Origin of the sequence: Pseudomonas sp. RIT-PI-r (genome assembly GCF_001297015.1) — a bacterium.
In the GTDB taxonomy this organism is placed as follows: Bacteria; Pseudomonadota; Gammaproteobacteria; order Pseudomonadales; family Pseudomonadaceae; genus Aquipseudomonas.
This window is the reverse complement of record NZ_LIGE01000023.1, coordinates 372,925-397,441: the sequence shown is the minus strand read 5'-3', so window position 1 is coordinate 397,441 and position 24,517 is coordinate 372,925. Positions and strand designations below refer to the sequence as shown.

General features: G+C 59.9%; 24 protein-coding genes. 10 read left to right on the top strand and 14 right to left on the bottom strand.

Annotated features, from left to right (window positions below; genetic code table 11):
- The first annotated feature begins 421 nt into the window (after window positions 1-421).
- Window positions 422-787: a DUF6124 family protein gene (locus AK821_RS11325; RefSeq protein ID WP_064389710.1), complete on the top strand. Its 366-nt coding sequence runs from the start codon at window positions 422-424 to the stop codon at window positions 785-787.
- A 133-nt stretch (window positions 788-920) separates the two neighbouring features.
- On the opposite strand, the gene AK821_RS11320 is transcribed toward AK821_RS11325, so the two are convergent.
- Together AK821_RS11320 and AK821_RS11315 are read right to left on the bottom strand one after the other, a co-directional pair.
- A complete protein-coding gene (locus AK821_RS11320; protein ID WP_034152222.1) occupies window positions 921-1,688 on the bottom strand; it encodes a TerC family protein in 768 nt (255 codons plus the stop codon).
- Window positions 1,689-1,773: 85 nt separating this feature from the next.
- Window positions 1,774-3,081 carry a CitMHS family transporter gene (locus AK821_RS11315; RefSeq protein ID WP_064389709.1) on the bottom strand — a complete coding sequence of 436 codons (1,308 nt, stop codon included), beginning with the start codon at window positions 3,079-3,081 and terminating at the stop codon, window positions 1,774-1,776.
- A 322-nt stretch (window positions 3,082-3,403) separates the two neighbouring features.
- Between AK821_RS11315 and AK821_RS11310 the strand changes: the two genes are divergently transcribed.
- Window positions 3,404-3,805, top strand: coding sequence for a GFA family protein (locus AK821_RS11310; RefSeq protein WP_064389708.1), 402 nt, complete (start codon window positions 3,404-3,406; stop codon window positions 3,803-3,805).
- Here AK821_RS11310 and AK821_RS11305 read toward each other — a convergent pair whose 3' ends face one another.
- Entirely contained in the window at window positions 3,806-4,132 is a 327-nt protein-coding gene (locus tag AK821_RS11305; RefSeq protein WP_064389707.1) for a DOPA 4,5-dioxygenase family protein, read from the bottom strand.
- 83 nt (window positions 4,133-4,215) lie between these two features.
- Here AK821_RS11305 and AK821_RS11300 point away from each other — a divergent pair, with 83 nt between their 5' ends.
- On the top strand, window positions 4,216-4,881 hold the full coding sequence (locus AK821_RS11300; RefSeq protein WP_064389706.1) for an NAD(P)-dependent oxidoreductase: 666 nt from the start codon (window positions 4,216-4,218) through the stop codon (window positions 4,879-4,881).
- A 72-nt stretch (window positions 4,882-4,953) separates the two neighbouring features.
- Here the strand turns inward: AK821_RS11300 and AK821_RS11295 are convergent, their stop codons facing one another.
- Window positions 4,954-5,904, bottom strand: a complete 951-nt coding sequence (locus AK821_RS11295; RefSeq protein ID WP_064389705.1) for a choline sulfate utilization transcriptional regulator — start codon at window positions 5,902-5,904, stop codon at window positions 4,954-4,956.
- A gap of 114 nt (window positions 5,905-6,018) precedes the next feature.
- Here AK821_RS11295 and betC point away from each other — a divergent pair, with 114 nt between their 5' ends.
- The 3 genes from betC to AK821_RS11280 all read left to right on the top strand — a co-directional run bounded on the left by betC (window position 6,019) and on the right by AK821_RS11280 (window position 10,309).
- Window positions 6,019-7,533, top strand: coding sequence for a choline-sulfatase (betC, locus tag AK821_RS11290; protein WP_064389704.1), 1,515 nt, complete (start codon window positions 6,019-6,021; stop codon window positions 7,531-7,533).
- A gap of 16 nt (window positions 7,534-7,549) precedes the next feature.
- Window positions 7,550-8,470, top strand: a complete 921-nt coding sequence (gene choX, locus AK821_RS11285) for a choline ABC transporter substrate-binding protein (protein ID WP_064389703.1) — start codon at window positions 7,550-7,552, stop codon at window positions 8,468-8,470.
- Between the two features lie 270 nt (window positions 8,471-8,740).
- Window positions 8,741-10,309, top strand: coding sequence for a SulP family inorganic anion transporter (locus AK821_RS11280; RefSeq protein WP_064389702.1), 1,569 nt, complete (start codon window positions 8,741-8,743; stop codon window positions 10,307-10,309).
- Window positions 10,310-10,424: 115 nt separating this feature from the next.
- On the opposite strand, the gene aroE is transcribed toward AK821_RS11280, so the two are convergent.
- Both aroE and hemF read right to left on the bottom strand, forming a co-directional pair.
- Window positions 10,425-11,246: a shikimate dehydrogenase gene (aroE, locus tag AK821_RS11275; protein ID WP_064389701.1), complete on the bottom strand. Its 822-nt coding sequence runs from the start codon at window positions 11,244-11,246 to the stop codon at window positions 10,425-10,427.
- Between the two features lie 9 nt (window positions 11,247-11,255).
- The gene (hemF, locus tag AK821_RS11270; protein ID WP_064389700.1) at window positions 11,256-12,170 is read right to left on the bottom strand and encodes an oxygen-dependent coproporphyrinogen oxidase; all 915 of its coding nucleotides are present in this window, start codon (window positions 12,168-12,170) and stop codon (window positions 11,256-11,258) included.
- A gap of 149 nt (window positions 12,171-12,319) precedes the next feature.
- Between hemF and AK821_RS11265 the strand changes: the two genes are divergently transcribed.
- A complete protein-coding gene (locus AK821_RS11265) occupies window positions 12,320-13,297 on the top strand; it encodes an NADPH:quinone reductase (protein ID WP_064389699.1) in 978 nt (325 codons plus the stop codon).
- A 35-nt stretch (window positions 13,298-13,332) separates the two neighbouring features.
- Here the strand turns inward: AK821_RS11265 and AK821_RS11260 are convergent, their stop codons facing one another.
- From AK821_RS11260 to AK821_RS11225, 8 genes are all read right to left on the bottom strand, one after another.
- The gene (locus AK821_RS11260; protein ID WP_236708305.1) at window positions 13,333-14,655 is read right to left on the bottom strand and encodes a phenylacetate--CoA ligase family protein; all 1,323 of its coding nucleotides are present in this window, start codon (window positions 14,653-14,655) and stop codon (window positions 13,333-13,335) included.
- Window positions 14,645-15,913: an aminotransferase class I/II-fold pyridoxal phosphate-dependent enzyme gene (locus tag AK821_RS11255; protein ID WP_064389698.1), complete on the bottom strand. Its 1,269-nt coding sequence runs from the start codon at window positions 15,911-15,913 to the stop codon at window positions 14,645-14,647. Before AK821_RS11255 ends, AK821_RS11260 begins: the two co-directional genes overlap by 11 nt.
- Window positions 15,910-17,004, bottom strand: a complete 1,095-nt coding sequence (locus AK821_RS11250) for a DUF3419 family protein (RefSeq protein WP_064389697.1) — start codon at window positions 17,002-17,004, stop codon at window positions 15,910-15,912. Before AK821_RS11250 ends, AK821_RS11255 begins: the two co-directional genes overlap by 4 nt.
- Window positions 17,005-17,046: 42 nt before the next feature.
- Window positions 17,047-17,781 carry an iron-containing redox enzyme family protein gene (locus AK821_RS11245; RefSeq protein WP_064389696.1) on the bottom strand — a complete coding sequence of 245 codons (735 nt, stop codon included), beginning with the start codon at window positions 17,779-17,781 and terminating at the stop codon, window positions 17,047-17,049.
- Window positions 17,759-18,427 carry a hypothetical protein gene (locus tag AK821_RS11240; protein ID WP_064389695.1) on the bottom strand — a complete coding sequence of 223 codons (669 nt, stop codon included), beginning with the start codon at window positions 18,425-18,427 and terminating at the stop codon, window positions 17,759-17,761. The genes AK821_RS11245 and AK821_RS11240 overlap by 23 nt, the downstream gene beginning before the upstream one ends.
- A gap of 273 nt (window positions 18,428-18,700) precedes the next feature.
- Complete coding sequence (locus AK821_RS11235) at window positions 18,701-19,258, bottom strand: L-threonylcarbamoyladenylate synthase (protein ID WP_064389694.1); 558 nt, start codon at window positions 19,256-19,258, stop codon at window positions 18,701-18,703.
- Window positions 19,259-19,313: 55 nt separating this feature from the next.
- Window positions 19,314-20,414: a DNA-processing protein DprA gene (gene dprA / locus AK821_RS11230; RefSeq protein WP_064389693.1), complete on the bottom strand. Its 1,101-nt coding sequence runs from the start codon at window positions 20,412-20,414 to the stop codon at window positions 19,314-19,316.
- An 80-nt stretch (window positions 20,415-20,494) separates the two neighbouring features.
- Window positions 20,495-21,520, bottom strand: a complete 1,026-nt coding sequence (locus tag AK821_RS11225; RefSeq protein WP_064389692.1) for a LysM peptidoglycan-binding domain-containing protein — start codon at window positions 21,518-21,520, stop codon at window positions 20,495-20,497.
- A gap of 160 nt (window positions 21,521-21,680) precedes the next feature.
- Between AK821_RS11225 and def the strand changes: the two genes are divergently transcribed.
- The 3 genes from def to rsmB are packed head-to-tail and all read left to right on the top strand — an operon-like array spanning window position 21,681 to window position 24,512.
- A complete protein-coding gene (gene def, locus AK821_RS11220) occupies window positions 21,681-22,187 on the top strand; it encodes a peptide deformylase (protein WP_038359594.1) in 507 nt (168 codons plus the stop codon).
- Window positions 22,188-22,245: 58 nt separating this feature from the next.
- Complete coding sequence (gene fmt / locus AK821_RS11215) at window positions 22,246-23,205, top strand: methionyl-tRNA formyltransferase (protein ID WP_064389691.1); 960 nt, start codon at window positions 22,246-22,248, stop codon at window positions 23,203-23,205.
- A complete protein-coding gene (rsmB, locus tag AK821_RS11210; protein WP_064389690.1) occupies window positions 23,202-24,512 on the top strand; it encodes a 16S rRNA (cytosine(967)-C(5))-methyltransferase RsmB in 1,311 nt (436 codons plus the stop codon). The genes fmt and rsmB overlap by 4 nt, the downstream gene beginning before the upstream one ends.
- Window positions 24,513-24,517: the final 5 nt, after the last annotated feature.

The window sequence follows — 24,517 nt, the reverse complement described above, 5'->3', positions numbered from 1 at the left end:
CACGCCGCTATCGCTGGCAAGCCAGCTCCCACAGGTTTTGTGGTGATGTCGTGGAGGGTGTTAAACGCGGATTTTGCTGGGTGTTTAAGCACACGCGGTGTTACGTCAGAAAGGCTACAAAACCTTGCGCCGTTGCCTACGGCTACGCCAGAATCCGCCGGCTTGTGCGCCTTGGGGCGGGGTTCTATCGTTGGCTGGCCACTGCTTATCAGTGGTCGGGTTTAGTAGCTCGCTGATACCACGTCGCACAAATCTCCATGAGTCAGGCTTTCGCTCCTGCACTTTTATGGTGGCTGTGCGCAGGGCGCCTTCGGGTGCGCCGATTTCGTGGCTCATCGGTCTACTAACCTGCGCATAGCTGCCTCCACTTTGTTTAGTAGCGGATTGGTTGCAGCCTCACTCTTCAAAGAGGTTAGAGCCAATGACAAAGATCACACCAGATCCCCCGGACACCGATCCAGCACCGCACGACCCCATCACCGAAGCACAGCGCATGAAAGAAGCCGCCAACCGCGCTCTCGATTTCTATCTCTGCCCCGGCCTCAAACAAGACCCCGCCGCAACGCGCAGGCCCAGCAACATCTTCCTCATCGATCCCGCCGTGGATAACGAAACCCTGTTGGTGCATGCCTGCGAATCGCTGGCGTCGGCGAGCATCATGGCCAGTGATCTGGCGGGGTTTATCGACGGGCCGCAGCGCAGTTCGTTGCTGGGGATTGCGCAGGTGATCATGTTGGGTGAGTTGGCGGTGAATCGGGTGCTCGACAACCTCGTTCCCCCTGCCTGAACGCAGAAACAAATGTAGGAGTGAGCCTGCTCGCGATAGGGCCGTCAGCTTCAACATTGATGTTGACTGACAGACCGCTATCGCGAGCAGGCTCACTCCTACAAGGGATGTTGCGTAATTCAGGCCTACCGGATTATTGGCCCGGGATATCCTTGCGCAGTTTCACCGGGTCTTGCTGCTGTTTCTTCTTGGCCATTGCGCCGCGCAGTTTGATGTTGATCGCCTCAACCGCCAGCGAGAACGCCATGGCGAAGTAGACGTAGCCTTTCGGCACATGCACGTCGAACGACTCGGCAATCAGCACGGTACCGACCACCAGCAGGAACGACAGCGCGAGCATCTTCAGCGACGGGTGCTTATCGATGAACTCGCTGATCTTGCCCGAGGCCAGCATCATCACCAGCACGGCCACGACAATCGCCGCGACCATCACCGGCACGTGGGAAACCATGCCGACAGCGGTGATCACCGAATCCAGCGAGAAGACGATGTCGATGATCGCGATCTGAATGATGGTGTAGAGGAAGTTGCCGCCCTTGCCGCCAGGCGTGTCGTCGCTTTCGTCTTCGCCTTCCAGCGCGTGGTACATCTCTTGTGAGCTCTTCCACAGCAGGAACAGACCACCGAAGAACAGGATCAGGTCGCGGCCGGAAATGCCTTGGCCGAACACTTCGAACAGGTCGGCGGTGAGGCGCATGACCCAGGTGATCGACAGCAGCAACAGGATGCGGGTGATCATGGCCAGGCCAAGACCGAAGATCCGGGTGCGCTGCTGCATGTGTTTAGGCATGCGGCTGACCAGGATCGAAATCATGATGATGTTATCGATGCCGAGGACGATTTCCAGGGCGGTCAGGGTGAAGAAGGCAACCCAGATTTCGGGGTTGGTCAGCCATTCCATGTGTATTCCTTTGAGCGATTGTTAAACCGAAAAAGGTCCGGGCTTCAAACCGCGAAGCCAGGACCCGAAACGGTGAGTCTTGGGCTTATAGAGTGCTGAACACCGGGAAAGTCCCCAACAGCAGTGCAGCAATCAGAATGCAGATGCACACCAGGATCGCCCATTTCAGGGTGAAACGCTGGTGGTCACCGAAATCAATGCCGGCCAGGGCCACCAACAAGTAGGTAGATGGCACCAACGGGCTCAGCAAGTGGACGGGCTGACCGACGATCGAGGCACGGGCCATTTCCACTGCGGTGATCCCATAGTGGCTGGCGGCTTCGGCCAACACCGGCAACACGCCATAGTAGAACGCGTCGTTGGACATGAAGAAGGTGAACGGCATGCTCACCAGCGCCGTGATCACGGCCAGGTACGGGCCGAGGAAATCCGGAATCACCGCCAACAGGCTTTTCGACATCGCATCGACCATGCCGGTGCCCGACAGGATACCGGTGAAAATACCCGCCGCAAAGATCAGCCCGACCACTGCCAGCACGCTGCCGGCGTGAGCCGCGACGCGATCCTTCTGCATCTGCAGGCAAGGGTAGTTGACGATCATGGCGATACTGAACGCGACCATGAACAGCACCGGCAACGGCAGCAGGCCGGCGATCAGGGTGCACATCAGGCCGAAGGTCAGGGCGCCGTTGAACCAGATCAACTTCGGACGGCGGGCATCCGGGAATTGCGAGACGCTGATTTCGCTGTGATCGATATCATCGCCAACCAGATGCAGCTCACCGAGGCGCGCACGCTCACGTTTGCCGTAGAAGTAGGCAATCAGCAGAATCGCCACGACACCGGCAGCCATGGCCGGAATCATCGGTACGAAAATGTCCGACGGGTCGACATGCAGCGCACTCGCGGCACGGGCGGTCGGGCCGCCCCACGGGGTCATGTTCATCACGCCGCCGGCGAGAATGATCAGGCCGGCCATGATCCGCGGGCTCATGCCGATGCGGCTGTACAACGGCAGCATCGCCGCTACGCAGATCATGTAGGTGGTCGCGCCGTCACCGTCGAGGGAAACCACGAGCGCCAGGACGGCGGTGCCGACCGACACCTTCAGCGGGTCGCCCTTGACCAGTTTGAGGATCTTGCGCACGGCCGGGTCGAACAGGCCGGAGTCGATCATCAACGCGAAGTAGAGAATGGCAAACATCAGCATCACGCCGGTCGGCGCCAGTTTGGTGATGCCTTCGAGCATCATCGGGCCGATCTTCGGGGCGAAACCACCGAACAGGGCGAAGACGATCGGGATGATGATCAGCGCGATCAGCGCGGACAGGCGCTTGGTCATGATCAGGAACATGAACGTGATGACCATGGCGAAGCCAAGGAAAGTCAGCATGGGAATACTCCAGGCGTAGCGCGGCTAGTTGAGTGAGCGGATCGGGCGGGATCAGCGCAGAACGGGAAGCACAAGGCGTACGGGCGGAGTCAGAGCGAGGAGGCGGGCTACAGAGGACATCAGAATCACCATTGTTGTTGTTAATTGGGCCATTCGTGCGAGGCATCACACGCATTGGCCAACCGGTCTGTTGCCGGAAGTGAGGCGATCCTAATCGCGGAAGCTTTCAGCTACCTTTCGCTGGAGAAAGCTTTGAATGAACGGTCAACCGGCCGTCGGATGCGAACTAGAGTCAATGATTACGGGCGGGAGGACTTTGAACATGAGCCAATTGCACAGCGGTGGCTGCCATTGCGGACACATTCGTTATCAGTTCAACGGGCCGTTGCACGACATCGCCCACTGCCATTGCTCGATTTGCCGCAAGGTCAGCGGCGGGATTGTCACGACGTGGATCACCGTTCCCGCAGCGAACTTTCAATGGTTGGCCGGGACGCCGTCGCGTTATGACTCGTCGCAGAGTTGCGCGCGGTTCTTCTGTCCGAACTGCGGCGCGCAACTGGCACTGATCACGTTGCTCAGCCCCGAAAGTATCGACGTGACCATCGCCACCCTTGATCACCCTGAGCTGGCAACCGCCGAACGGCATATCTGGACGGACAGCCAGTTGCCATGGCTGCACCTGGACGAGCATCTGCCGGGCGAAGCCGAAGAAACGCTCTGATCAAAAAACAGACAAGTTCAGCGGCCGCATCGCGCCCATCCAGATCGCATGTTCGGTGTGGTCGAGCAAATCGTCACCGGTGTCCGGGTGCAGAAACACCACCAGGCCTTGACGATTGAGCGCCAGCCACGGCAGCACATCGCCGATCAGCTCAGGGCCGAAGGCCAATTGGCAGCTCCAGTCCGGGTGCGGGCCGACCGGGCGTTCGTGGACGCGGCCCATTTTCAAGGGGAACAACTGCGCGGCTTGTTCACACAACGCGCGCGCCTGATCGATGGAGTTGGCGTCGAAATAGACGTGGGCGTGGTAGCCCTTGATCGCTTGCATCTGAAACCCTCGGAAATCGGTTCGAACCCTCGGCGTTGCCCGTATGTCACACGCCATACAAGGGATAACAAAAGAGATCAGTCATGAAAAATGCCGAAACCCCGGCGGTAAAAGTGGTGCTCTATGGTGCCATGAGTAGCCTGGGCGGTGCGTTGATGGCTGAGTTGCTGCGCCGCCAGCATGAAGTCATCGCCATTCTCGACGATTTGACCGCACTCGCGCCGCGTCCGGGTCTGCGCACTAAAAGTGGTGATCTGTTCGATGTCGAGCGGGTCAATCAAAGCGTAGCGGGAAGCTCGGCGGTGATTTGCCTGCTGGACGCGCCGGGGTTGCCGTTCAGCAGCGATCACGTCGAACGTTCCATCGTGCTCGGCCCGGTTGAACAGGTGCTGGCGGTCGATGCGCTGGTCGATGGTCTGCAATTGGCCAATGTGTCGCGGTTGTTTCTGGTGGGCGATTTTGCCGTGCTCGACGAGCCGGATCTGGATGACCGCTTGCAACGTCACGCCGCTGAGGAAATCCGCGAAGCACTGCAAAGCAGTCCGCTGCAGTGGACGTTGGTCAATGCGCCGCATGGCGTGGCCGGGCTGACAATTGAGCATTTCAGCCAGGTCGGCGGCAACCTGGAGCCGGGGCTGGCCGAACCGCTGGAGCGATTGAATCGCGTGGCGGTGGGGATTGCCGATGAGCTGCGGTTGAATCTGCATGTGGGCCAGCATGTGAATTTTGTCGCGGCTTCAGATTCGTAAAAGATCGCAGCCTGCGGCGGCTCCTACATGAGATCGGTGTAGGAGCTGCCGCAGGCTGCGATCTTTTGATCCTCAAACCGCAATCGAAGGCAGCGCCAGCCCACTCAAGGACTCCGCGCTGCTCGCCTGTTCCGCCATCAACCAATCGACAAACTGCTGAATCAACGCACCGCGGCGTTTGCGTTGCGGCAGCACTACGTAATAACCGAGGCGCGACAGGGTCGTTTCGGCTATGGGTCGACACAGCAAACCCTGACTCAGCAAGTTATCCACAAGGTGCCGCCAACCGATCGCCACGCCTTGGCCGCCAATCGCCGCTTGAATCAACAGCGTGTAATTGTCGAAGCGCAATTGCCCCGGCGCTGGCGGCGTGGTGATGCCCAATTCGCGGAACAGACCGCTCCAGTCGAACCAGTTGCTGCTGTTTTCTCCGCGCAAATGCAACAGCGGCAAATCCAGCAGCGCGTGAGCGGGCAGGGGCGCCGGACGCTCCTTGAGCAATTGCGGGCTGCACACCGGGAACACTTCTTCGCTGAACAGCCAATGGCTTTCACCCTGTTTAAAACGTCCATCGCCAAACAGGATCGCCACGTCGATATCCGTGCGCAGCATATTGTGATTTCGCTCACTGGTGACAAGGCTGACATCGACGTGGGGGTTGGCCTCATGGAAGCGATGCAAGCGCGGCATCAGCCAATACGCGGCGAAGGCAAAGTCGGTGGCGACTTGCAGCACCTCGTGTTGCTGTTGAGCGCTGATCGCGCTCAATCCTGCGTCGATATTCTGCAAACCGAGGGCTACCTGCTCGAACAGGATCGCGCCGACTTCGGTCAGTTCTATGCCGCGATAGATGCGATCAAACAAGCGCGTGCCCAGTTGTTCTTCCAAACGTTTGATCTGTTGACTGATAGCCGGCTGGGTGGTGCCGAGTTCAACCGACGCGGCGGTAAAACTGCGATGTCGCGCCGCCGCCTCGAAAGCACGTAACAGGTCGAGGGACAGATCACCCAAGGCTTCATACATAAGCGGTGCTTATCCTAGTCATTGCCCGGCGCGGGCTTTACCCGATACAGCATGGACTCCATGCTCGATCGCAGCAATGTCGCATAAATATTCACTATGGAATGCCGCGATCACATGAAGCGCAAGAATATTCTTTTCATCATGGCCGATCAGATGGCCGCGCCAATGTTGCCGTTCTACGGCCCTTCGCCGATCAAACTACCGAATCTTTCCCGCCTCGCCGCCCAAGGCGTGGTGTTCGATGCCGCTTATTGCAACAGCCCTTTGTGCGCGCCGTCGCGGTTTACTCTCGTCAGCGGCCAGTTGCCGAGCAAGATCGGCGCCTATGACAACGCTGCCGATTTCCCTGCCGATGTGCCGACCTACGCCCATTACCTGCGCCGTCTCGGCTACCGCACCGCACTGTCGGGCAAGATGCATTTCTGCGGCCCCGATCAGTTGCACGGCTACGAAGAACGCCTGACCAGCGACATCTATCCGGCCGATTACGGCTGGGCAGTGAACTGGGATGAACCGGACGTAAGGCCGAGCTGGTATCACAACATGTCGTCGGTATTGCAGGCCGGGCCATGCGTGCGCACCAACCAACTCGATTTCGATGAAGAAGTGGTGTTCAAGGCCCAGCAATACTTGTTCGATCACATCCGCGAGGATGGCGATCAGCCGTTCTGCCTGACCGTGTCGATGACTCACCCGCACGACCCGTACACCATTCCCAAAGCATTCTGGGATTTGTACGACGATGCCGATATCCCGTTGCCTCCAACCCCGGATCAACACGAACTCGATCCGCACTCACAACGTCTGCTCAAGGTTTATGACCTGTGGGATAAGCCGCTGCCTGTGGATAAGATTCGCGATGCGCGTCGGGCGTACTTCGGGGCGTGCAGCTATATCGACGCCAATGTCGGCAAACTTCTGCAAACCCTCGAAGAAACCGGGCTGATCGAGGACACCATCATTGTGTTCTCCGGGGACCACGGCGACATGCTTGGCGAGAAAGGCCTCTGGTACAAAATGCACTGGTACGAAATGGCCGCCCGCGTGCCGCTGTTGATCAGTGCGCCGGGCCAGTTCGAGGCAGGCCGGGTCAGCGCTGCCGTGTCGACTGCAGACCTGCTGCCGACCTTCGTTGAACTGGCGGGCGGCACGCTTGAACCGGGTCTGCCGCTGGATGGCCGCTCCTTGGTCTCGCACTTGCAAGGGCAGGGCGGTCATGACGAAGTGTTTGGCGAATACATGGCCGAAGGCACAATCAGCCCGTTGATGATGATCCGTCGCGGCGCCTACAAATTTATCTACAGTGAAAGCGACCCTTGCCTACTCTTCGATGTAAGCAACGACCCGCGCGAACTGGAAGAACTCAGCCAATCGCCACAACATCGCCAGCTGTTCGACGATTTTCTCGCCGAAGCGCGGGCCAAGTGGGACATTCCGGCGATCCACCGGGAAGTGCTGGCCAGCCAGCGCCGCCGCCGATTTGTTGCCGACGCGTTAACCATCGGCAAGCTGAAGAGCTGGGATCACCAGCCGCTGGTGGACGCCAGTCAGCAATACATGCGCAACCACATCGACCTCGATGATCTGGAACGCAAAGCACGTTATCCACAACCCTGCCAAAACCAATAATGTTAAGGGGAAGTCCATGCGTAAGTTATCCACAGTAGTGACGGTTGGCCTGCTCGCCCTGAGCAGCGCCTCGGCATTCGCCGAGCAGAGCTGCGACACGGTGAAAATGGCCGATCCGGGTTGGAGCGACATTGCCGCGACCAACGCGATCACCGGGTTTCTGCTGGACGGCATGGGCTACAAGGCCAAAGTCGACACCCTCGCGGTGCCAATCACCTTTGGCGGGTTGAAGGATGGCCAGGTGGATGTGTTCCTCGGCAACTGGATGCCGGCGCAGCAGGGTTTCTACGACAAGTTCGTCGCCACCGGTGACGTCACGCAATTGGCGAAGAACCTCGACGGCACCGAGTTCACCCTCGCCGTGCCGGACTACGTGTGGGATGCGGGTGTGCATAACTTTGCCGACCTGAACAAATACGCGGACAAGTTCGAGCGCAAAATTTACGGCATCGGTTCGGGCGCGCCGGCGAATATCTCGCTGCAGGAAATAATCAAGAAGAATGACTTCGACATGGGTCAGTGGAAGCTCATCGAATCCAGTGAACAGGCGATGCTGGCGGAAGTGTCGCGAGCGGTGAAGAAGCAGAAATTCGTCACCTTCCTCGGCTGGACCCCGCACCCGATGAACGTGCAGTTGAAAATGCATTACCTCAAGGGTGGCGAGAAGTACTTTGGCGACACCGGCAGCGTGTTTACGTTGACGCGCAAGGGCTACGCCGAGGCGTGTCCGAATGTGGGTAAATTGCTGACCAATCTGTCGTTCACTCAGGAAATGGAGAACAGCATCATGGCTGAGGTGGTGAACAAGAAAGTCAGCAATGCCGAGGCGGCGAAGGCGTGGATCAAGGCGAATCCGGCGGTGTTGGACAAGTGGCTGGACGGGGTGAAGACGGCTGACGGGAAGGATGCGTTGGCGGCGGTCAAGGCGAAGCTTTGATCGTGGAGTTGCTGGAATTGTTCACGGCTTGAGATTTATTCCCCCTCACCCCAGCCCTCTCCCCCAGAGGGGGCGAGGGGAAAGGGAGCCGATCGTTGTTGGATTCTAAACTTACGCTCAACTCCGAAATTGCAGGTCGGTGCATCTCCACCAAACACCTCGGTCAGTCCCCTCTCCCTCCGGGCGGTCCGACGTTTCGGGAGGGCTAGGGTGAGGGCCCTTTCCCTGTCACCCTGATAACCTTGAACAAACCCCCACCCGCGAGGCCCCATGGCCTTCCCCAGCCGCCACTCTCTCTTCCCCTTCCTCACCTGGCTACCGCGACAGACCCGCGCCAGCGTCGGACGGGATCTGATCGTCGGCCTCAGCGGTGCGATTCTCGCGTTACCCCAGTCGATTGCCTACGCGCTGATCGCCGGCCTGCCACCTGAATACGGTCTCTACGCTGCGATCATCCCGGTGTTGATCGCTTGTCTGTGGGGCTCATCGTGGCATTTGATCTGTGGTCCGACCGCAGCGATTTCGATTGTGCTGTACGCCAGCGTCAGCCCTTTAGCGGTGCCGGCGTCGCAGGACTACATCACCCTGATCCTGCTGCTGACTTTCCTCGCCGGAGTTTTCCAGTGGTTGCTCGGTTTGCTGCGCTTCGGCGCGCTGGTGAATTTCGTCTCGCACTCGGTGGTGCTGGGGTTCACCCTCGGCGCGGCGGTGGTGATTGCCATCGGGCAATTGCCGAACCTGCTGGGGCTGGAACTGCCGGCGCAGGCTACGGCGCTAGCGAGTCTGATGGATCTGCTGCAACACTTCCGGTCTGTGGATAAACCGTCGCTGCTGCTCGGTGTGGCGACAGTGGTCGTCGGTGTGGTGTTGAAACAATTGCTGCCGCGCTGGCCGACGCTGTTGATAACCCTCGTATTGGCCAGCCTGCTGGTATGGCTGTGGCCGGCGATGTTCGGCCACGTGCATTTGGTCAGCGCATTCGTTGGGCGGTTGCCACCGTTCAGTGGGTTGCCGCTGGATCTGGATTTGATTCTGCGGTTGCTACCGAGCGCCGTGGCGGTGGGCATGCTCGGACTGGTCACCAGCCTGTCGATTGCCCGCTCGATTTCGGCGCGGTCGCAACAGTTGCTTGATGCCAATCAGGAAGTCCGCGCGCAGGGTCTATCGAATATTGTCGGCGCGTTCTTTTCCGGGTCGTTGTCGGCGGGATCGTTTACCCGTTCGGGCTTGAGCTACGAGGCGGGCGCCTGCTCGCCGCTGGCCGGGATCTTTTCGGCGATCTGGGTGGCGTTGTTTGCGATTTTCGGCGCGGGGCTGATTTCGCATATTCCGATTCCCGCCATGGCCGGAAGTATTCTGTTGATCGCCTGGGGGCTGGTCGATCATCGCGGCATTCGCTCATTGCTGCGAGTCAGTCGGGCCGAGTTCGTGGTCATGGCCCTGACGTGCCTCGCGACCTTGCTGCTGGAACTGCAAACGGCGATTTATGCCGGCGTGCTGGCCTCACTGTTTTTCTACCTCAAGCGCACTTCGCAACCGCGTGTGCAGCATTGGCGCGACGGTGAGGACGATGTTTTACGCGTCGGCGGCTCGATCTTTTTCGGCGCCAGCCATTATCTGCAGGTGAGATTGCAACGCATGCACGGCGCGCGGGTGGTGATCGAGGCGCAGCAGATCAACTTCATCGACTATTCGGGGGTGGAGATGCTGCATCAGGAGGCGCGGCGGTTGTTGAGTCAGAATCGCAGTTTGACGCTGCGCGGGGCGCGGCCGCAGGTGGTGGAAGAGTTGCGCAAGCTGGAAGGGCCGGAGAAATGTCCGATCCGGTTTGAGGATTGATCCAACAATAACAGCATACCCCTGTAGGAGTGAGCCTGCTCGCGATAGCGGAGTGTCAGATACACATGTTTCAACTGATACTCCGCTATCGCGAGCAGGCTCACTCCTACAAGGATTACTGGGCCAGTTGGCGGCGGAGTTCGGCCAGCACTGGCGCCGTGTCGGGTCGGACGCCCCGCCACAAAAAGAACGCCTCAGCGGCCTGCTCCGCCAACATCCCCAACCCATCCATCACCAACGCCGCACCCTGCTCGCTGGCCCAGCGGCAAAACGCCGTCGGCTCTTTGCCGTACATCATGTCGTAGCACAGGGTCTTGCCCGGCTCGATCAAGCTAGGCGCAATCGGCGGTACATCACCGGTGAGGCTCGCCGACGTGGCATTGATGATCACGTCCACCGGCTCGCGCAACCAGTCGAAACCACTGGCCGACACCGGCCCCAGATCGCAGAACAACTCGGCCAGCAGCTCAGCCTTGTCCACCGTGCGATTGGCAATGATCACCGACGCCGGCTTCTCCGCCAGCAACGGCTCCAGCGCCCCACGCACTGCACCGCCAGCACCCAGCAACAGGATGCGTTTGCCGGTCAGGCTGAACCCGGCATTCACCGTCAGATCACGCACCAGTCCGGCGCCGTCGGTGTTGTCGCCGAGCAGCGAGCCGTCGGCCAGTTTGCTCAGGGTGTTCACCGCGCCGGCCCGTTGCGCGCGAGCCGTCAGGCTGTTGGCCAGACGGTAAGCATCTTCCTTGAACGGCACGGTGACGTTGGCGCCGCGACCTTCCTGGAAAAACGCCGTGGCGCAGGCGGAGAAGTCGTCGAGCGGCGCCAGCAGCGTGCTGTAGTCGAGACTCTGGCCGGTCTGTTCAGCGAACAGCTTGTGAATCATCGGCGATTTGCTGTGGCCAATCGGGTTACCGAAAACGACGTAACGATCCATCAGCAATCCTCAGGCCTCGGCCAGCCAGTCGCGATCTTGCAGGAAATATTCGGTCAGGCGCGCTTCTTCGCTGCCCGGCTCAGCCTTCCAGTCATAGCCCCACCGCACTTGCGGCGGCAGCGACATCAGAATCGATTCGGTACGCCCGCCCGATTGCAGACCAAACAGCGTGCCGCGGTCGTAGACCAGGTTGAATTCGACGTAGCGGCCACGGCGAAATTCCTGGAATTCACGCTGTTGAGCGCTGAACGCATCGTTTTTGCGCCGTTGCACGATCGGCAGATAAGCGTCGATGTAGGCGTCACCGATGGCGCGCATGAAAGCGAAGCTGGTATCGAAGTCCCACTCGTTCAGGTCATCGAAAAACAGACCGCCGATGCCGCGCGGTTCGTGGCGATGCTTGATGTGGAAGTAGGTGTCGCACCAGGCTTTGTAGCGCGGGTAGACGTCCGCGCCGAACGGCGCGCAGGCCTGTTCGGCGACGCGGTGCCAGTGGATGCAGTCTGCTTCGTTGCCGTAATACGGGGTCAGGTCGAAGCCGCCGCCGAACCACCAGACCGGCTCTTCACCTTCCTTCTCGGCGATGAAAAAGCGCACGTTGGCGTGGGACGTCGGCACATGCGGGTTGTGTGGGTGAATCACCAGCGACACGCCGAGGGCTTCAAAACCGCGACCGGCCAATTCCGGGCGATGGGCGCTCGCGGACGGTGGCAGACCGCTGCCGAAGACGTGGGAGAAGTTGACGCCGCCCTTTTCGATCAGCGTGCCGTTCTCGATCACGCGGGTGCGACCGCCACCGCCAGCGGGCCGGGTCCAGGCGTCTTCGACGAAGCGCGTGCCGCCGTCTTCGAGTTCGAGTGCGGCGCAGATGCGGTCTTGCAGGTCGAGCAGATAGGCCTTTACGGCGTCGGTGCGGGTCGTCATGGCTTCACCTTGAATCGGGCGGCGCCCCGCGGGCGGGCGACGCAAATGGGCGCGTAGCATACCACCGCAGACTAACGCGCCGCAGTTGACGAAGATCAAGCATGGGAGTTGGATAGGGGGCTCACGAAAGACCCAAGGAGAGCAGGCAGATGGCAAAGCGTATCCAGTTCCGCGCCCACGGCGGCCCCGAAGTGCTCGAATATGTTGACTACGAACCCGCTACCCCCGGCCCGAATCAGGTGCGTGTGGCCAACAAGGCCATCGGCCTGAACTTCATTGATACCTATTACCGCAGCGGCCTTTACGCGCCGCCAGCCTTGCCGTCCGGCCTGGGTGCTGAAGGTGCGGGCCTCGTCGATGCCGTGGGCAGCGACGTCACCCGGTTCAAAGTCGGTGATCGCGTCGCCTATGGCAGCGGCCCATTGGGCGCTTACAGCGAGTTGCATGTTTTGCCCCAAGACAATCTGGTGCACCTGCCCGACGAAATCAGTTTCGAAACGGCTGCCGGGGTCATGCTCAAAGGCCTGACCGTGCAATATCTGCTGCGCCAGACCTATGAGCTCAAGGGTGGCGAAACCATTCTGTTCCATGCCGCTGCCGGGGGTGTCGGTTCACTGGCCTGCCAATGGGCCAAGGCACTGGGCGTGAAGCTGATCGGCACCGTAAGTTCCAAAGAGAAAGCCGAACTGGCCAAGGCCAACGGGGCGTGGGCGACGATCGATTACAGCCACGAAAACGTTGCGCAGCGCGTGCTGGAATTGACCGATGGCAAGAAAGTCCCGGTGGTCTATGACGGTGTTGGCAAGGACACTTGGCTGACTTCCCTCGACAGCGTTTCGCCGCGCGGCCTGGTGGTGAGCTTCGGCAATGCCTCCGGTGCGGTGGACGGCGTGAACCTGGGTATTCTGGCCGCCAAGGGTTCGCTCTACGTGACCCGGCCGACCCTGGCGACTTATGCCAACAATGCCGAGAATCTGCAGCGGATGGCCGATGAATTGTTCGAGATGATCATCAGCGGCAAGTTGAAGGTGGACATCAGCCAGCGTTACCCACTGGCTGATGCGGCGAAGGCGCAAACCGAATTGTCGGCACGGCGCACCACCGGCTCCACCGTCCTGCTGCCCTGACACGTAGCCAGCCAACGAAGCCCCCGGACGAGTCGTCATGACTCGCCCGAGGCGCCTCGCAACTCAACGAAGAACGGCGTTTTGCCGGCCACGGTGGTTTCAAAATCACCCCGAGCCAGACGCCGCACCTGCAAGCCCAGCACACCTGGCAGTCCGAGCAATGCGCTCGCTTGCGCCTCGTTGCGCAAAGCCCCTTCGATAATGCGTTCTGCACCGGCCGGCAATCGCTCCTGCGCGATGAGCAGCCACATGTGCGCGCCGTCGGCCTGTCGATCGATTTGCACCTGCACATCCGAAGCATGCAGTTCGGGCAACGCCTCTGCGAGCACGCTCAGAACCTGTTTCTGAGTGATGAGCGCACCGCCCAGCTTGATCGAGCTCTCGACTCGCCCCTCCAGCTCCAGTATTGGCAGAGCGCTGCCACAGGCACAGTTCGATTGCCTGCCCAGGAGTCCGCCACGGTCGCCAATGCGGTACCGCAGCAACGGCACCTGATCGGGCAGCAAAGGGGTCAGCAGAAACTCGCCGGTTTCACCGTCGGCCAGCGCTCGCAGGCTGACGGGATCAACCACTTCCAGCAGCATCGCATCCGCGTGCAGATGGTAGAAACCATGTTCGAGGTGCGCACACTGGAAGCCGATCGGCCCGGTCTCCGTCGAGCTATAGCCCAACGACCGTATGCTCAAGGCCGGCCAGTCCCGGGCCAGTTGGTCACGCAGGGGCTGACGGCAGGGTTCGCCAATGTAGTAGAGCCATCTCAGACTGCTCAACTGCGCCTTATCGACATCGGCATGATTGAACAGTGCCGCCGCAAAAGAGGGGGTGCAGATCAGTGCATCGGCCGCTTGTGACTGAATCAACCCGGCTATGCGCTGAACGCCCATCAGTGCGCCTGCAGGCAGCAGGCGCGCGCCGATGTGCTGGACGATGGCCGCCGCGTATTGAAAGGCACCCTGCATTTCACCGGGCGTGAGGCAATTAATGACGACACGGGGATGCTCATCGGTCGCAGCGAACATCCGCGCCCCAAGGGGCACGATGCTTTCGTTGAATGCCCAGGAATGGGTAATGTGCTTGCGGTTACCGGTGCTGCCACCCGAGGTCAGGGTCAGCCCGCCACCCGGTGCACGGTGTGACGCTGCGCCGAGTTGGGTAAACAGCAAGCCACCCTGTTCGTCCTCCACAGCCAGGATCGGAAGCCGATGCAGATCCTCTGCGGTCTGTACGTGCCGAATCTGCGGATACAACGTGCAGAACCATGGCAGGGATCGCGCATGGGCCAACTTTCTCGTGAAGGCTTCTGTCGCTGCCGCGTGAATGGCCTTCGAACTGGCCTGCCTCATAGGATCACTGCGCATGCCGCGGCTCTCCCTGACGAATGCCCAGTTCGGCGAACCTGTCGTTGACGACACTGGCCAGATGTTCCAACTGGGCGTGGCTGTGATTCGCACTGATGGCCAGCCGCAGTATGGCTTCACCCTTGGCTACCACCGGAAACAAGGCAGTGGTGACCGCGATGGCGTGCCGACGCAGGTGCAACGCCAGGTTGATGGCGTCACGCTCGGCGCCGACCCGGACAAAACGTATGGGTGAAGCAATCTGGTGATTGCCCAGCACCGGCCCGAGCAGGTCATCAATTACCGCCACATTTCGCCATAGCGAGGCCTGCAACCGGCCTAGTTGTGCAGAAAGATGAATATTGGCCGAGGCGACGGCCGCGCCGACACCGCCCATGGACAGGGGCCCACCGAAGGTATAAGTCGAGGCATGGCGCCGAATCAGCTCGGCATCCGCCGCGGTCAGCACAGTGATCGCACCGCCGGTTGCACCGAAGGCCTTGGACAACGACGACAGCAGGATCAAACGAGCGCGCAACGGCTCAGTGGCAGCAACAAGGGCATAGCCGCCTCCGGCCTCGCCATGGATCGACGTGCCGTGAGCGTCATCCGCATAGAGGTAACCCTCAAAGCGCTCAGCCAGTTGCAGCAATCGATTAACGGGATAGAGCCCGCGCATCGAGCCAATGCTGTCAGTCAGGATGATGGGCGTATTGCCTGCAGCGACAGCGATGGAGCAGGCGTCTTCGACTTGCTGAAGATCACTGCAATCGCAGCGCTGGACCGGGCCGAACTGCCACAGGATGCCTTGCAGCACTTGCATCGAGGCATGGGCGGCGCGGTCAACGATCCAGCCTGGGCCGCGCCGCAAGGGATACGATGGCAACTCGCCGGAGCCCAGCAGTGGCAGACAACCCAGATGAGCACTGCCCACCGAGTTGAACGTCACCGTATGCCCCTGGAATATGCGGTTCAACTGCTCATCGAGTTCACGCATCGGCGGCAGCAGCGCTCGGGTCCGGGCGGCCGCGAACTGCACACCGAAAGACTCGACGGCTTGCACTGCGCCTTGAATCAGACGGGGATCGCTCTCCAGGCCCAGATAGGAGCATGAAAGAAACTCGGTCAACTGTTCGCCATTGCCCAACTCTATGACCTTGCCCTCGCGCTTCACCAGCTGCAGGCCATTGAGCCCGGCATCGAACAGTTGCTGCTGATCGTCACGCGCCTGACGAACGCGGTTCTTGACCCAATTGACGGTCGGATGAGGTGTATTCATCGAGATACCTGCACAGATGAGGTATGGCGGTACACCTGTACTCGCCAGAGTTGGGTTTTTTCGCGTGCGATGGCGTCCTGATATTGCATGGTAACGTCGCAGAAGCCTTTGCTATCGGGCCTGACCACATGCAGATGGCCGCGAATGACCGTCAGCGCATGCGTGCTCAAGGCAGGCTGGATTCGCTGCAGGACACGGCTGCTGTCGGCTGGGGGCAAGAATGAAGTCACGTCGGAAAGCGAGACAAAATCGACATCCCTGCACCTGGCAACGCAGTCGAAAATATCCCCCTGCACCACGCTCAACTCGCACACCTGAAGTGCCTTGCGAGCCTGTCGGAAAACCTGCGGATCACACTCAAGCGGCAAGCCTTGCGGATATCGCAGTTCACCGAAAAACAGCATTTGCAGGAAAAAGCTTTCGCGCACGACCTGCGTGGTAAACAAGGTATGGAAAATACCCAGATACACCTCGCGGGAACTGACACCCAGGTTGTTGCGAGGAAATGCCCCGCGGTACAGCAGCGAATTCAGCACCGCTGCATTTCCCAACAAGGCGACCACAGCCTTCCAGCGTTTGAGAGGGAAATGGCTTGAGTAATACGCCGCTTGCTCGCCCAGGTCGTCGCACTGGAAAATCGCTCGGCCGGCCTTACCGGTGAACAGTCCGTTGATCTTTGCCAATCGCTGCAGGGTCTGCTCGAAGGCCCCCATGTAAACCGGTGCCTGCCAATGACGGGAATGAAACAGGTCCGCCAGCCAGTGACGATCCGCCGAGGGCAGGTCCAGTTGCTGAAAAATGGACTTGCGCCTTATCGCCGAGGTCCCCGATCGGTAACCCATGAAGTCCATGAATGAATCGTGATCGGTCTGCGCCAGCAAGGCAAAACGCAAGCGGGTAAAGGCCAGTTGTGGCGCACTGATATCCACGCAAGTCATGCGGGCCGGACTGCGGGCCAGCAACGGCAGAACGCGACCACCACAACCGGCAACGCCCGCCACGTGCCGGGCATGCTCGGGCAGAATGGAGTACTCGAGCGCCGTGTCTTCATCCCCCAGCGCGTAGTTCAATCGCTTGAAGTATTCAGCCATCACAACCTCCACGTACCCATCCCGGGAACGCACTTGAGGGCATCATGATTTATCCAGGGCATGAAGGAATTCATACCGCGGCGCGCGGCCGTTTTGCCAGGCCTCATACTGCTTGTAAACCGCCTCAAGCATGTTGCCGGTCAGGCGCAGACTGGTTTCCATCACGGTGGCAATGGCATCCCAGTCAGCCTGGTGCTTGCAGGTGCGTTGCAGGATCAATTTGATCTCGTTGAAATGCTCGACATCGATATCTGAGTGAGCAATGAAGAACGTCAGCTGTGCTGGCTTCAGAGCCAGTGTTTCACTCAGTTTGTCGATCAGCGGAGTAATGAAGTGATAGGCGTTTTCCGCCCAGTAACTGTATCCAAGCCGCTGTAACGGATTACCGGTAAAAGAAATCCAGTACAAATACGCAATCAGTACCTCAGTTTCAGGAAGTGCCGGCGGTATATCAAAGCTTTCATTTTTCAAACCCAGACTCATAACATCATGCAGAGCCATCTTTTCATGACCGACTTCTTGCGCCGCATGTTCAAAACAGAACTTTGCATACACCGGATTATCGGCATGCCGCACGCCGACAAGGCCCTGGTTTCGTGCATTGTGCGCGGTGTAATGAAACGTCTCGATCATATAGATTGCATATAATGCTTTGGAGACACTGGCTTCGCGGATGGCCTTGACCAGCCGGGAATTATCCAGAATATCGGCCCAAGCCTTTTCAATTCGTTGATCAAGCACAATCAACTGTTGTTCAAAACTGACGGACGCATTCATTGTGAGTCTCCGGGTAATTGGCGTTAATGGGGCAGGGCTGTTGAAGCGCGGTAAGGATTTGCCGCCATTCGGCAGACAACAGCCAGTAATCACCACGAGCGCGTTGTTCGATATGCACTGAGCTTGAGGTGAGCGGCGTCAGGCCGAAACGCTGGAACAGACGTCGTTGAGGTGGTCTGCACAAAGCGGTAACGCCTTGATACCCGTGATCGATCGCCCATTCGGTGGCGGCAGCCAGCAGCGCATTGATCGGTACCGGCCGGTGTTGCTGCGAATGGGTAATCAGGCGACTGAACTCGACATGACGCGCCAGCGCCACGGTCGGCGAGACATACTGATGGGCCAGCGATGCCCATTCGAACGGCGAGGGGGTCACTCTTAATACCGCCGTCAGTTGATCGCGCTGGTACAACAGAAAATGCGTGCTGCGCGATGAAATCGCCAGCTTCGTTTCAAGTGCCCTGGCTCTGGAAGTCAGCATGTAATGCTTTAACCGCAGACGAAACTGGCGGCCGATGAATCGTTCAAACTCGCTGATGTCTGCTCCCGTATCGAGAATAGCGATTCGATAATCAGCATGTTGCTTGTTCAGCGTTTCCTGAAGCCCCTGCAGATAGTCCTTGAGTTGCAAATTCGTAGTGTCCATTCCTTCTCCGCAGACGTTAACTTATCGAAGTTTCCTGAGCGCATTGAAATAATGGATGCTTTTGGAAATATCGCCACTGCGCGACTTCTGATAATGACGTGGGAAAAGTTACTGAAACTTCTTGTTTATAGATTTTATCTGACACACGAAGAACCAATATAAACAACGGATTGTTTAACTTGCGCGACAGATTCAGGGATAAATCGCAGGCGGACGAAAAACTCCTCGTCTATGCAGTCGAGGAGTTCGCAAGCCCATCAGGTAGAAATCGGGTCAGTCGGGACGAATGACCTTACCGGTTGCAAGATCACGTATGACGCTAGGGTTTTTCCGTCCGCCGAGGCTACCGCCCAGCACCAGATCAACCTGCCCACGGAAATATTGCTCAACCCGTAAACGCGTACGCGCCGCCGGGCGTCCCTGTGGGTTGGCCGAGGTTGAAATCAACGGCCCGACCATCGAACACAAGTCGCGCACCTGCGGGTGATCGCTGACGCGCAGCGCTACGGTGTCGTGCATGCCGGTGACCCATTCCGGCAACAAGCCCTGATGCGGCACCAGCCAGGTGTTCGGCCCCGGCCAGGTGCTGGCCATGCGGTCGATCCACTCTTGCGGGAAGTCCTCGAACAGGAAGTCGAACTGGCGAATGTTGTCGGCGACCAGAATCAGGCCTTTGACCACCGAACGATTCTTGATCGCCAGCAGCCGATCCACCGCTTCTTCATTCCACGGGTCGCAACCCAGCCCCCAGACGGCTTCGGTTGGATAGGCAATCACCGCCCCGGCGCGAATCTCTCGTGCGGCTTGTTGCACACGCCAACTGTTGACCATGAAAAAACTCTCCGCAAACAGGTTTCGCGCAGTTTACCGATCTTCCTTGTAAAACCTAGCTCGTCCTGGCCAACCAGCGACCGTTTTCGCACACGGCGCGACCATCCATTTCCAGTTCGGTGAGCGCCGCCAGCACTTTGGGTAGCCCCCAGCCGCTGCTGCCGGCCAAGGCTTCGCTGGTGTGCGGCGCGGCGTGGAGCAGGGCGAGCAAGGGGTGATCGGCTTTTGGTGTGTCTGTGGACAACGGTAAATGCTGCCAGCCACGCAACGCTTCGAGGATGTGCTCGATGGTTTCCACCAACACCGCGCCGTCACGGATCAACTGGTGGCAGCCTCGCGCGCCGGGGTGATGGATGGAGCCTGGAATCGCATACACCTCGCGTCCCTGTTCCGCCGCCAGGCGCGCGGTAATCAATGAACCACTGGCGACGCTGGCCTCGACTACCAGCACGCCGAGGGACAAACCGCTGATGATCCGGTTACGCCGTGGGAAGTTGCTCGGCGTCGGCCCGGCGTCCAGCGGAAACTCTGAAACCACCGCGCTGCCCGAGGCGATCATCGCGTCTGCCAAGCGCCGATTGCGCTGTGGATAAAAGTTTTCCAGCCCGGTGCCCAGCACACCGATGGTCAACCCGCCGACATCCAACGCGGCTTGATGCGCGGCGGCATCAATGCCCAGCGCCAAACCACTGTTAATCACAAAACCCGCTCCGGCGAGGCTGCGGGAAAACGCGGTCGCCGTGTCCATTCCCGGACGCGAGGCGCGGCGGCTACCGACCATCGCCAATTGCGGATTTTCCAGAATCAGCGGATCGCCAGCGACAAACAGCAACGGCGGCGGATCGGGAATCTGCGCCAGCAGTGCCGGGTAATCCGCCTGATCCCACATCAACAAATGATGCCCCGGGCGCTCTAGCCAGCGCATTGCGTGGCTGGCACCGTCACGCACGTCAGGGCAACGCCGCGCGTCGGCACTCGACGCCGGCATGCCCAGGGAACGCCAGGCGCTGGCCGGGGCGCTGATGGCTTTCGACGCCGAGCCAAAGGCTTCGAGCAATTTGCTAAAACGCTTGGGGCCGATTTCCGGCAAGCGGTGCAGGCGCAGGCGCGCTTCCAGTTCCGCTGGGGAAACTGGTGTGCAGGCAGACATCATCATGGATCATCCTTGATCGTTATAAGCCCCGAACCATTCGGAACAAGCTGTGGATAACTCTGTTGGTAACTTGTGAAGCCTGCTTACGGATTTCGCACCTTGTCGAGCACCGCCAGCGAGCGCGATGCGTTGAGCACGAGGCCGTAACTGAGCTTGTCGTAGGTGCGGAATACCATCAGCAAACCGGCGCGTTCATCGGGAATTTTCAGCGGCTGGCCAGTGATACGGTCGCGCACGGTTTCGCCGGTTTTCATCACCACCAGCACGTTGCCTTCAGCCAGACCGTCGCGCTTGCCCTTGTTCAGGGTGACCACATCCATCACGCCGATCTGGGTGACGCCACGCGGCACGTCGATGATTACGCCGTTGATCTTGCTGGTCGGTGCGCTGGGCATGAAGGTCGAGTTGATCGAACGCTCTTCGCCGCTGAACAAGCGGTCACCGAGGCGCACTTCCTGGGTGGTACGTTGCAGCGCCAGGGTGGCGACGTCACCCTCGGTGGCAACAATTTCACCGCCTCCAATGTCGTCGGCGTTGATCCCGAGAAACTCCTTGGTCTCAGGATCGGTGTAGACCTTGCCCTGACGGAAGATCCCGTAGACCGGTTGATTCGGGTCGAAATGGCCGCGGGCGAAAATGCGGTCGCCGGTGCCGCTGAGCACACGTTCGGCATCGCCAGCGACAATGTATGGCGCCTTATCAAAGTCTTCAGCCTTGTCGACGATGCGGTTGCTCAGCAGAAAACTGTTGATGGATTTCAGCGGAATGCTCGGAATCGCCTCGGCCATAGGGCTGGTGCGGATTCGTGGCGAGAGCTTGATGGTCCCGCGCGACTCGCCGCGATTCAGGGTCAGACGCGGCTGGCCGTCGACATAACTGAGCGTCAGCGTGTCGCCGGGATAGATCAGGTTGGGGTTTTCGATTTGCGGATTGGCCCGCCACAGCTGTGGCCACTGCCAGGGCTCGCGCAGGTATTTGCCGGATATGTCCCAGAGTGTGTCCCCCGAAACCACCGTGTATTGCTGTGGAAAACCTTCCCTGAGTTGCACTTGCCCTTGCGCCACGCCAGCCGAAGCCAACAGCAGCAGGGCGAGTAGTGTTTTCCTCATGCAGTGAATCCCTTTATCATGTGCATTCGCGTGAACCGTCAGAGCCCCCGTGGCTCGCTTGTGCAAAATGCACAAGCTACGCTTCACAACGGTAGCCTGCATCTTCGGACCTGCCAGGCCATCGCCCGACTTTACTCAACGTGTGCAGCAATCAAAGCCTATGGCCATTTTAAACATCCTCGAATTCCCGGACCCGCGTCTGCGCACTATCGCCAAGCCTGTGGCTGTAGTGGACGACGAAGTGCGTCAGTTGGTCGATGACATGTTTGAAACAATGTATGAAGCGCCGGGCATCGGCCTTGCCGCGACCCAGGTCAACGTGCACAAACGTATCGTCGTGATGGACCTTTCCGAAGACCGCACCGAACCCCGGGTGTTCATCAACCCCGAGTTCGAATCGCTGACCGAAGAAATGGACCAATACCAGGAAGGCTGCCTGTCGGTACCGGGTTTCTACGAAAACGTCGACCGCCCGCAGAAGGTCAAAATCAAGGCGCTGGACCGCGACGGCAAGCCCTATGAGCTGATCGCCGAAGGCCTGCTCGCGGTGTGCATCCAGCACGAATGCGACCACCTCAACGGCAAATTGTTCGTCGATTACCTGTCCACGCTCAAACGCGACCGGATCAAGAAGAAACTGGAAAAGCAGCACCGCCAGAACGCTTGATGCCCCTCCTTCAAAGGCTTGCTGCGGCAAGCCTTTTTCTTTTTATGAGACGCCCTTCATGACTGAGCCACTGCGCATCGTTTTTGCCGGCACCCCGGAATTCGCTGCCGAACACCTCAAGGCCCTGCTGAACAGCCCCTACGAGATCGTTGCGGTTTACACCCAACCGGATCGTCCGGCCGGTCGCGGGCAAAAACTGATGCCGAGCCCGGTCAAACAGCTCGCGCTGGAAAATAATATCCAGGTGTTGCAGCCGCCGACTTTGCGCAACACCGACGCTCAAGCCGAGTTGGCCGCACTGAAACCGGATTTGCTGGTCGTGGTTGCCTACGGCCTGATCCTGCCGCAAGTGGTGCTGGATATTCCGCGCCTGGGTTGCATCAACAGTCACGCATCCTTGTTGCCACGCTGGCGCGGTGCGGCGCCGATCCAGCGCGCCGTGGAACATGGTGATGCCGAAAGCGGTGTGACCGTGATGCGCATGGAAGCCGGCCTCGACACCGGGCCGATGCTGCTCAAGGTCGTCACGCCGATCACCGGTGAAGACACTGGCGGCACGCTGCACGACCGCCTCGCCGAAATGGGCCCGCCAGCCGTGGTGCAAGCGATTGCCGGTCTGGCTGCCGGCACGCTGGAAGGCGAAGTGCAGAACGATGAACTCGCCACCTACGCGCACAAACTGAACAAAGACGAAGCACGCATCGACTGGAGCCGTCCGGCGGTTGAGCTGGAGCGACTGGTACGCGCCTTCAACCCATGGCCGATCACCCACAGCACCCTTAACGGTGAAGCACTGAAAGTGCTGGCGGCGACACTCGCCGACGGCAAAGGCGCACCGGGTGAAATCCTCAGCGCCAGCAAGGACGGTTTGGTCGTCGCCTGCGGCGAACAAGCCCTGTGCCTGACCCGTCTGCAATTGCCCGGCGGCAAGGCGCTGAACTTCAGCGACCTGTTCAACAGCCGTCGCGAGAAATTCGCCGTCGGCACCGTGCTCGGCGTTGCGGTGGACGCGCAATGAATCCGCGTCTGGCCGCCGCCAAGGCACTCGCCGCCGTCCTCAGCGGCAAAGCCTCACTGAACAGCTCTCTGCCGACGCAACTGGACAAGGTCGAGGATCGCGATCGCGGTTTCACTCAGGATCTGGCGTTCGGCACTGCGCGCTGGCAGCCACGCCTGTCGGCGCTGGCGGAAAAACTCCTGCAGAAGCCGTTCAAAACGGCCGACGCCGATGTCGAGGCGCTGCTGCTGGTCGGGCTCTACCAATTGCTCTACCCCCGCGTGCCGGCCCACGCCGCCATCGGCGAAACCGTCGGTTGCGCCGACAAGCTGAAAAAGCCGTGGGCCAAAGGCCTGCTCAATGCCGTGTTGCGCAATGCCCAGCGCGAAAGCGAAACGATTTTCGCCGAGCTGGAACGTGACCCGGTGGTGCGCACCGCTCACCCGCGCTGGCTGCAAAAATCCCTGAAGGCGTTCTGGCCGGAGCAGTGGGAAGCCATCTGCGAAGCAAACAACGCGCATCCGCCGATGATCCTGCGGGTCAACCGTCGCCATCACAACCGCGACGCCTACCTCGGTCTGCTGACTGAAGCCGGCATTGCTGCAACGCCATGCGTGTACAGCCGCGACGGCATCATCCTCGAAGCCGCCGCCGACGTGCGCAGCCTGCCGGGTTTCGCTGAAGGCTGGATCAGCGTGCAGGACGAAGCGGCGCAACTGGCCGCCGACCTGCTCGATCTGGCGCCGGGCCAACGCGTACTCGACGCCTGCTGCGCGCCCGGCGGCAAGACCTGCCACATCCTCGAAGCCGAACCGGCACTGGCCGGCGTAGTCGCGGTGGATCTGGAAGCCAAGCGTCTGGTGCGGGTCAAAGAGAACCTTGAGCGCTTGGGTCTGGATGCCGAACTGATCGCCGCCGACGGTCGCGACACCGAGAAATGGTGGGACGGCAAACCCTTCCAGCGCATCCTGCTCGACGCACCGTGCTCGGCCACCGGCGTGATCCGCCGTCATCCAGACATCAAGCTGACCCGTCAGCCGGACGACATCGTCGCCCTCGCGCAACTGCAAGGCGAACTGCTCGACGCCATGTGGAAAACCCTCGAGGTCGGCGGCATCCTGCTGTACGCCACCTGCTCGACCCTGCCGACCGAGAACACCGAAGTCATCGCCGCGTTCCTTGAGCGCACCCCCGGTGCCCGCGAGCTGGATCTGGCCACCAGCGCCGGGATCAAACAGCCCCATGGTCGCCAATTGCTGGCCCAGCAGGGCGGGCATGACGGGTTCTACTACGCCAAGCTGATCAAGATCGCTGCCGCGCGCGGCTAAACGGA

Bases quoted from the DNA above. Each gene is read 5' to 3' on its own strand.
- AK821_RS11325 (WP_064389710.1), top strand. From the start codon at position 422: ATGACAAAGATCACACCAGATCCCCCGGACACCGATCCAGCACCGCAC.
- AK821_RS11320 (WP_034152222.1), bottom strand. From the start codon at position 1,688: ATGGAATGGCTGACCAACCCCGAAATCTGGGTTGCCTTCTTCACCCTG.
- AK821_RS11315 (WP_064389709.1), bottom strand. From the start codon at position 3,081: ATGCTGACTTTCCTTGGCTTCGCCATGGTCATCACGTTCATGTTCCTG.
- AK821_RS11310 (WP_064389708.1), top strand. From the start codon at position 3,404: ATGAGCCAATTGCACAGCGGTGGCTGCCATTGCGGACACATTCGTTAT.
- AK821_RS11305 (WP_064389707.1), bottom strand. From the start codon at position 4,132: ATGCAAGCGATCAAGGGCTACCACGCCCACGTCTATTTCGACGCCAAC.
- AK821_RS11300 (WP_064389706.1), top strand. From the start codon at position 4,216: ATGAAAAATGCCGAAACCCCGGCGGTAAAAGTGGTGCTCTATGGTGCC.
- AK821_RS11295 (WP_064389705.1), bottom strand. From the start codon at position 5,904: ATGTATGAAGCCTTGGGTGATCTGTCCCTCGACCTGTTACGTGCTTTC.
- betC (WP_064389704.1), top strand. From the start codon at position 6,019: ATGAAGCGCAAGAATATTCTTTTCATCATGGCCGATCAGATGGCCGCG.
- choX (WP_064389703.1), top strand. From the start codon at position 7,550: ATGCGTAAGTTATCCACAGTAGTGACGGTTGGCCTGCTCGCCCTGAGC.
- AK821_RS11280 (WP_064389702.1), top strand. From the start codon at position 8,741: ATGGCCTTCCCCAGCCGCCACTCTCTCTTCCCCTTCCTCACCTGGCTA.
- aroE (WP_064389701.1), bottom strand. From the start codon at position 11,246: ATGGATCGTTACGTCGTTTTCGGTAACCCGATTGGCCACAGCAAATCG.
- hemF (WP_064389700.1), bottom strand. From the start codon at position 12,170: ATGACGACCCGCACCGACGCCGTAAAGGCCTATCTGCTCGACCTGCAA.
- AK821_RS11265 (WP_064389699.1), top strand. From the start codon at position 12,320: ATGGCAAAGCGTATCCAGTTCCGCGCCCACGGCGGCCCCGAAGTGCTC.
- AK821_RS11260 (WP_236708305.1), bottom strand. From the start codon at position 14,655: ATGCGCAGTGATCCTATGAGGCAGGCCAGTTCGAAGGCCATTCACGCG.
- AK821_RS11255 (WP_064389698.1), bottom strand. From the start codon at position 15,913: ATGAATACACCTCATCCGACCGTCAATTGGGTCAAGAACCGCGTTCGT.
- AK821_RS11250 (WP_064389697.1), bottom strand. From the start codon at position 17,004: ATGGCTGAATACTTCAAGCGATTGAACTACGCGCTGGGGGATGAAGAC.
- AK821_RS11245 (WP_064389696.1), bottom strand. From the start codon at position 17,781: ATGAATGCGTCCGTCAGTTTTGAACAACAGTTGATTGTGCTTGATCAA.
- AK821_RS11240 (WP_064389695.1), bottom strand. From the start codon at position 18,427: ATGGACACTACGAATTTGCAACTCAAGGACTATCTGCAGGGGCTTCAG.
- AK821_RS11235 (WP_064389694.1), bottom strand. From the start codon at position 19,258: ATGGTCAACAGTTGGCGTGTGCAACAAGCCGCACGAGAGATTCGCGCC.
- dprA (WP_064389693.1), bottom strand. From the start codon at position 20,414: ATGATGATGTCTGCCTGCACACCAGTTTCCCCAGCGGAACTGGAAGCG.
- AK821_RS11225 (WP_064389692.1), bottom strand. From the start codon at position 21,520: ATGAGGAAAACACTACTCGCCCTGCTGCTGTTGGCTTCGGCTGGCGTG.
- def (WP_038359594.1), top strand. From the start codon at position 21,681: ATGGCCATTTTAAACATCCTCGAATTCCCGGACCCGCGTCTGCGCACT.
- fmt (WP_064389691.1), top strand. From the start codon at position 22,246: ATGACTGAGCCACTGCGCATCGTTTTTGCCGGCACCCCGGAATTCGCT.
- rsmB (WP_064389690.1), top strand. From the start codon at position 23,202: ATGAATCCGCGTCTGGCCGCCGCCAAGGCACTCGCCGCCGTCCTCAGC.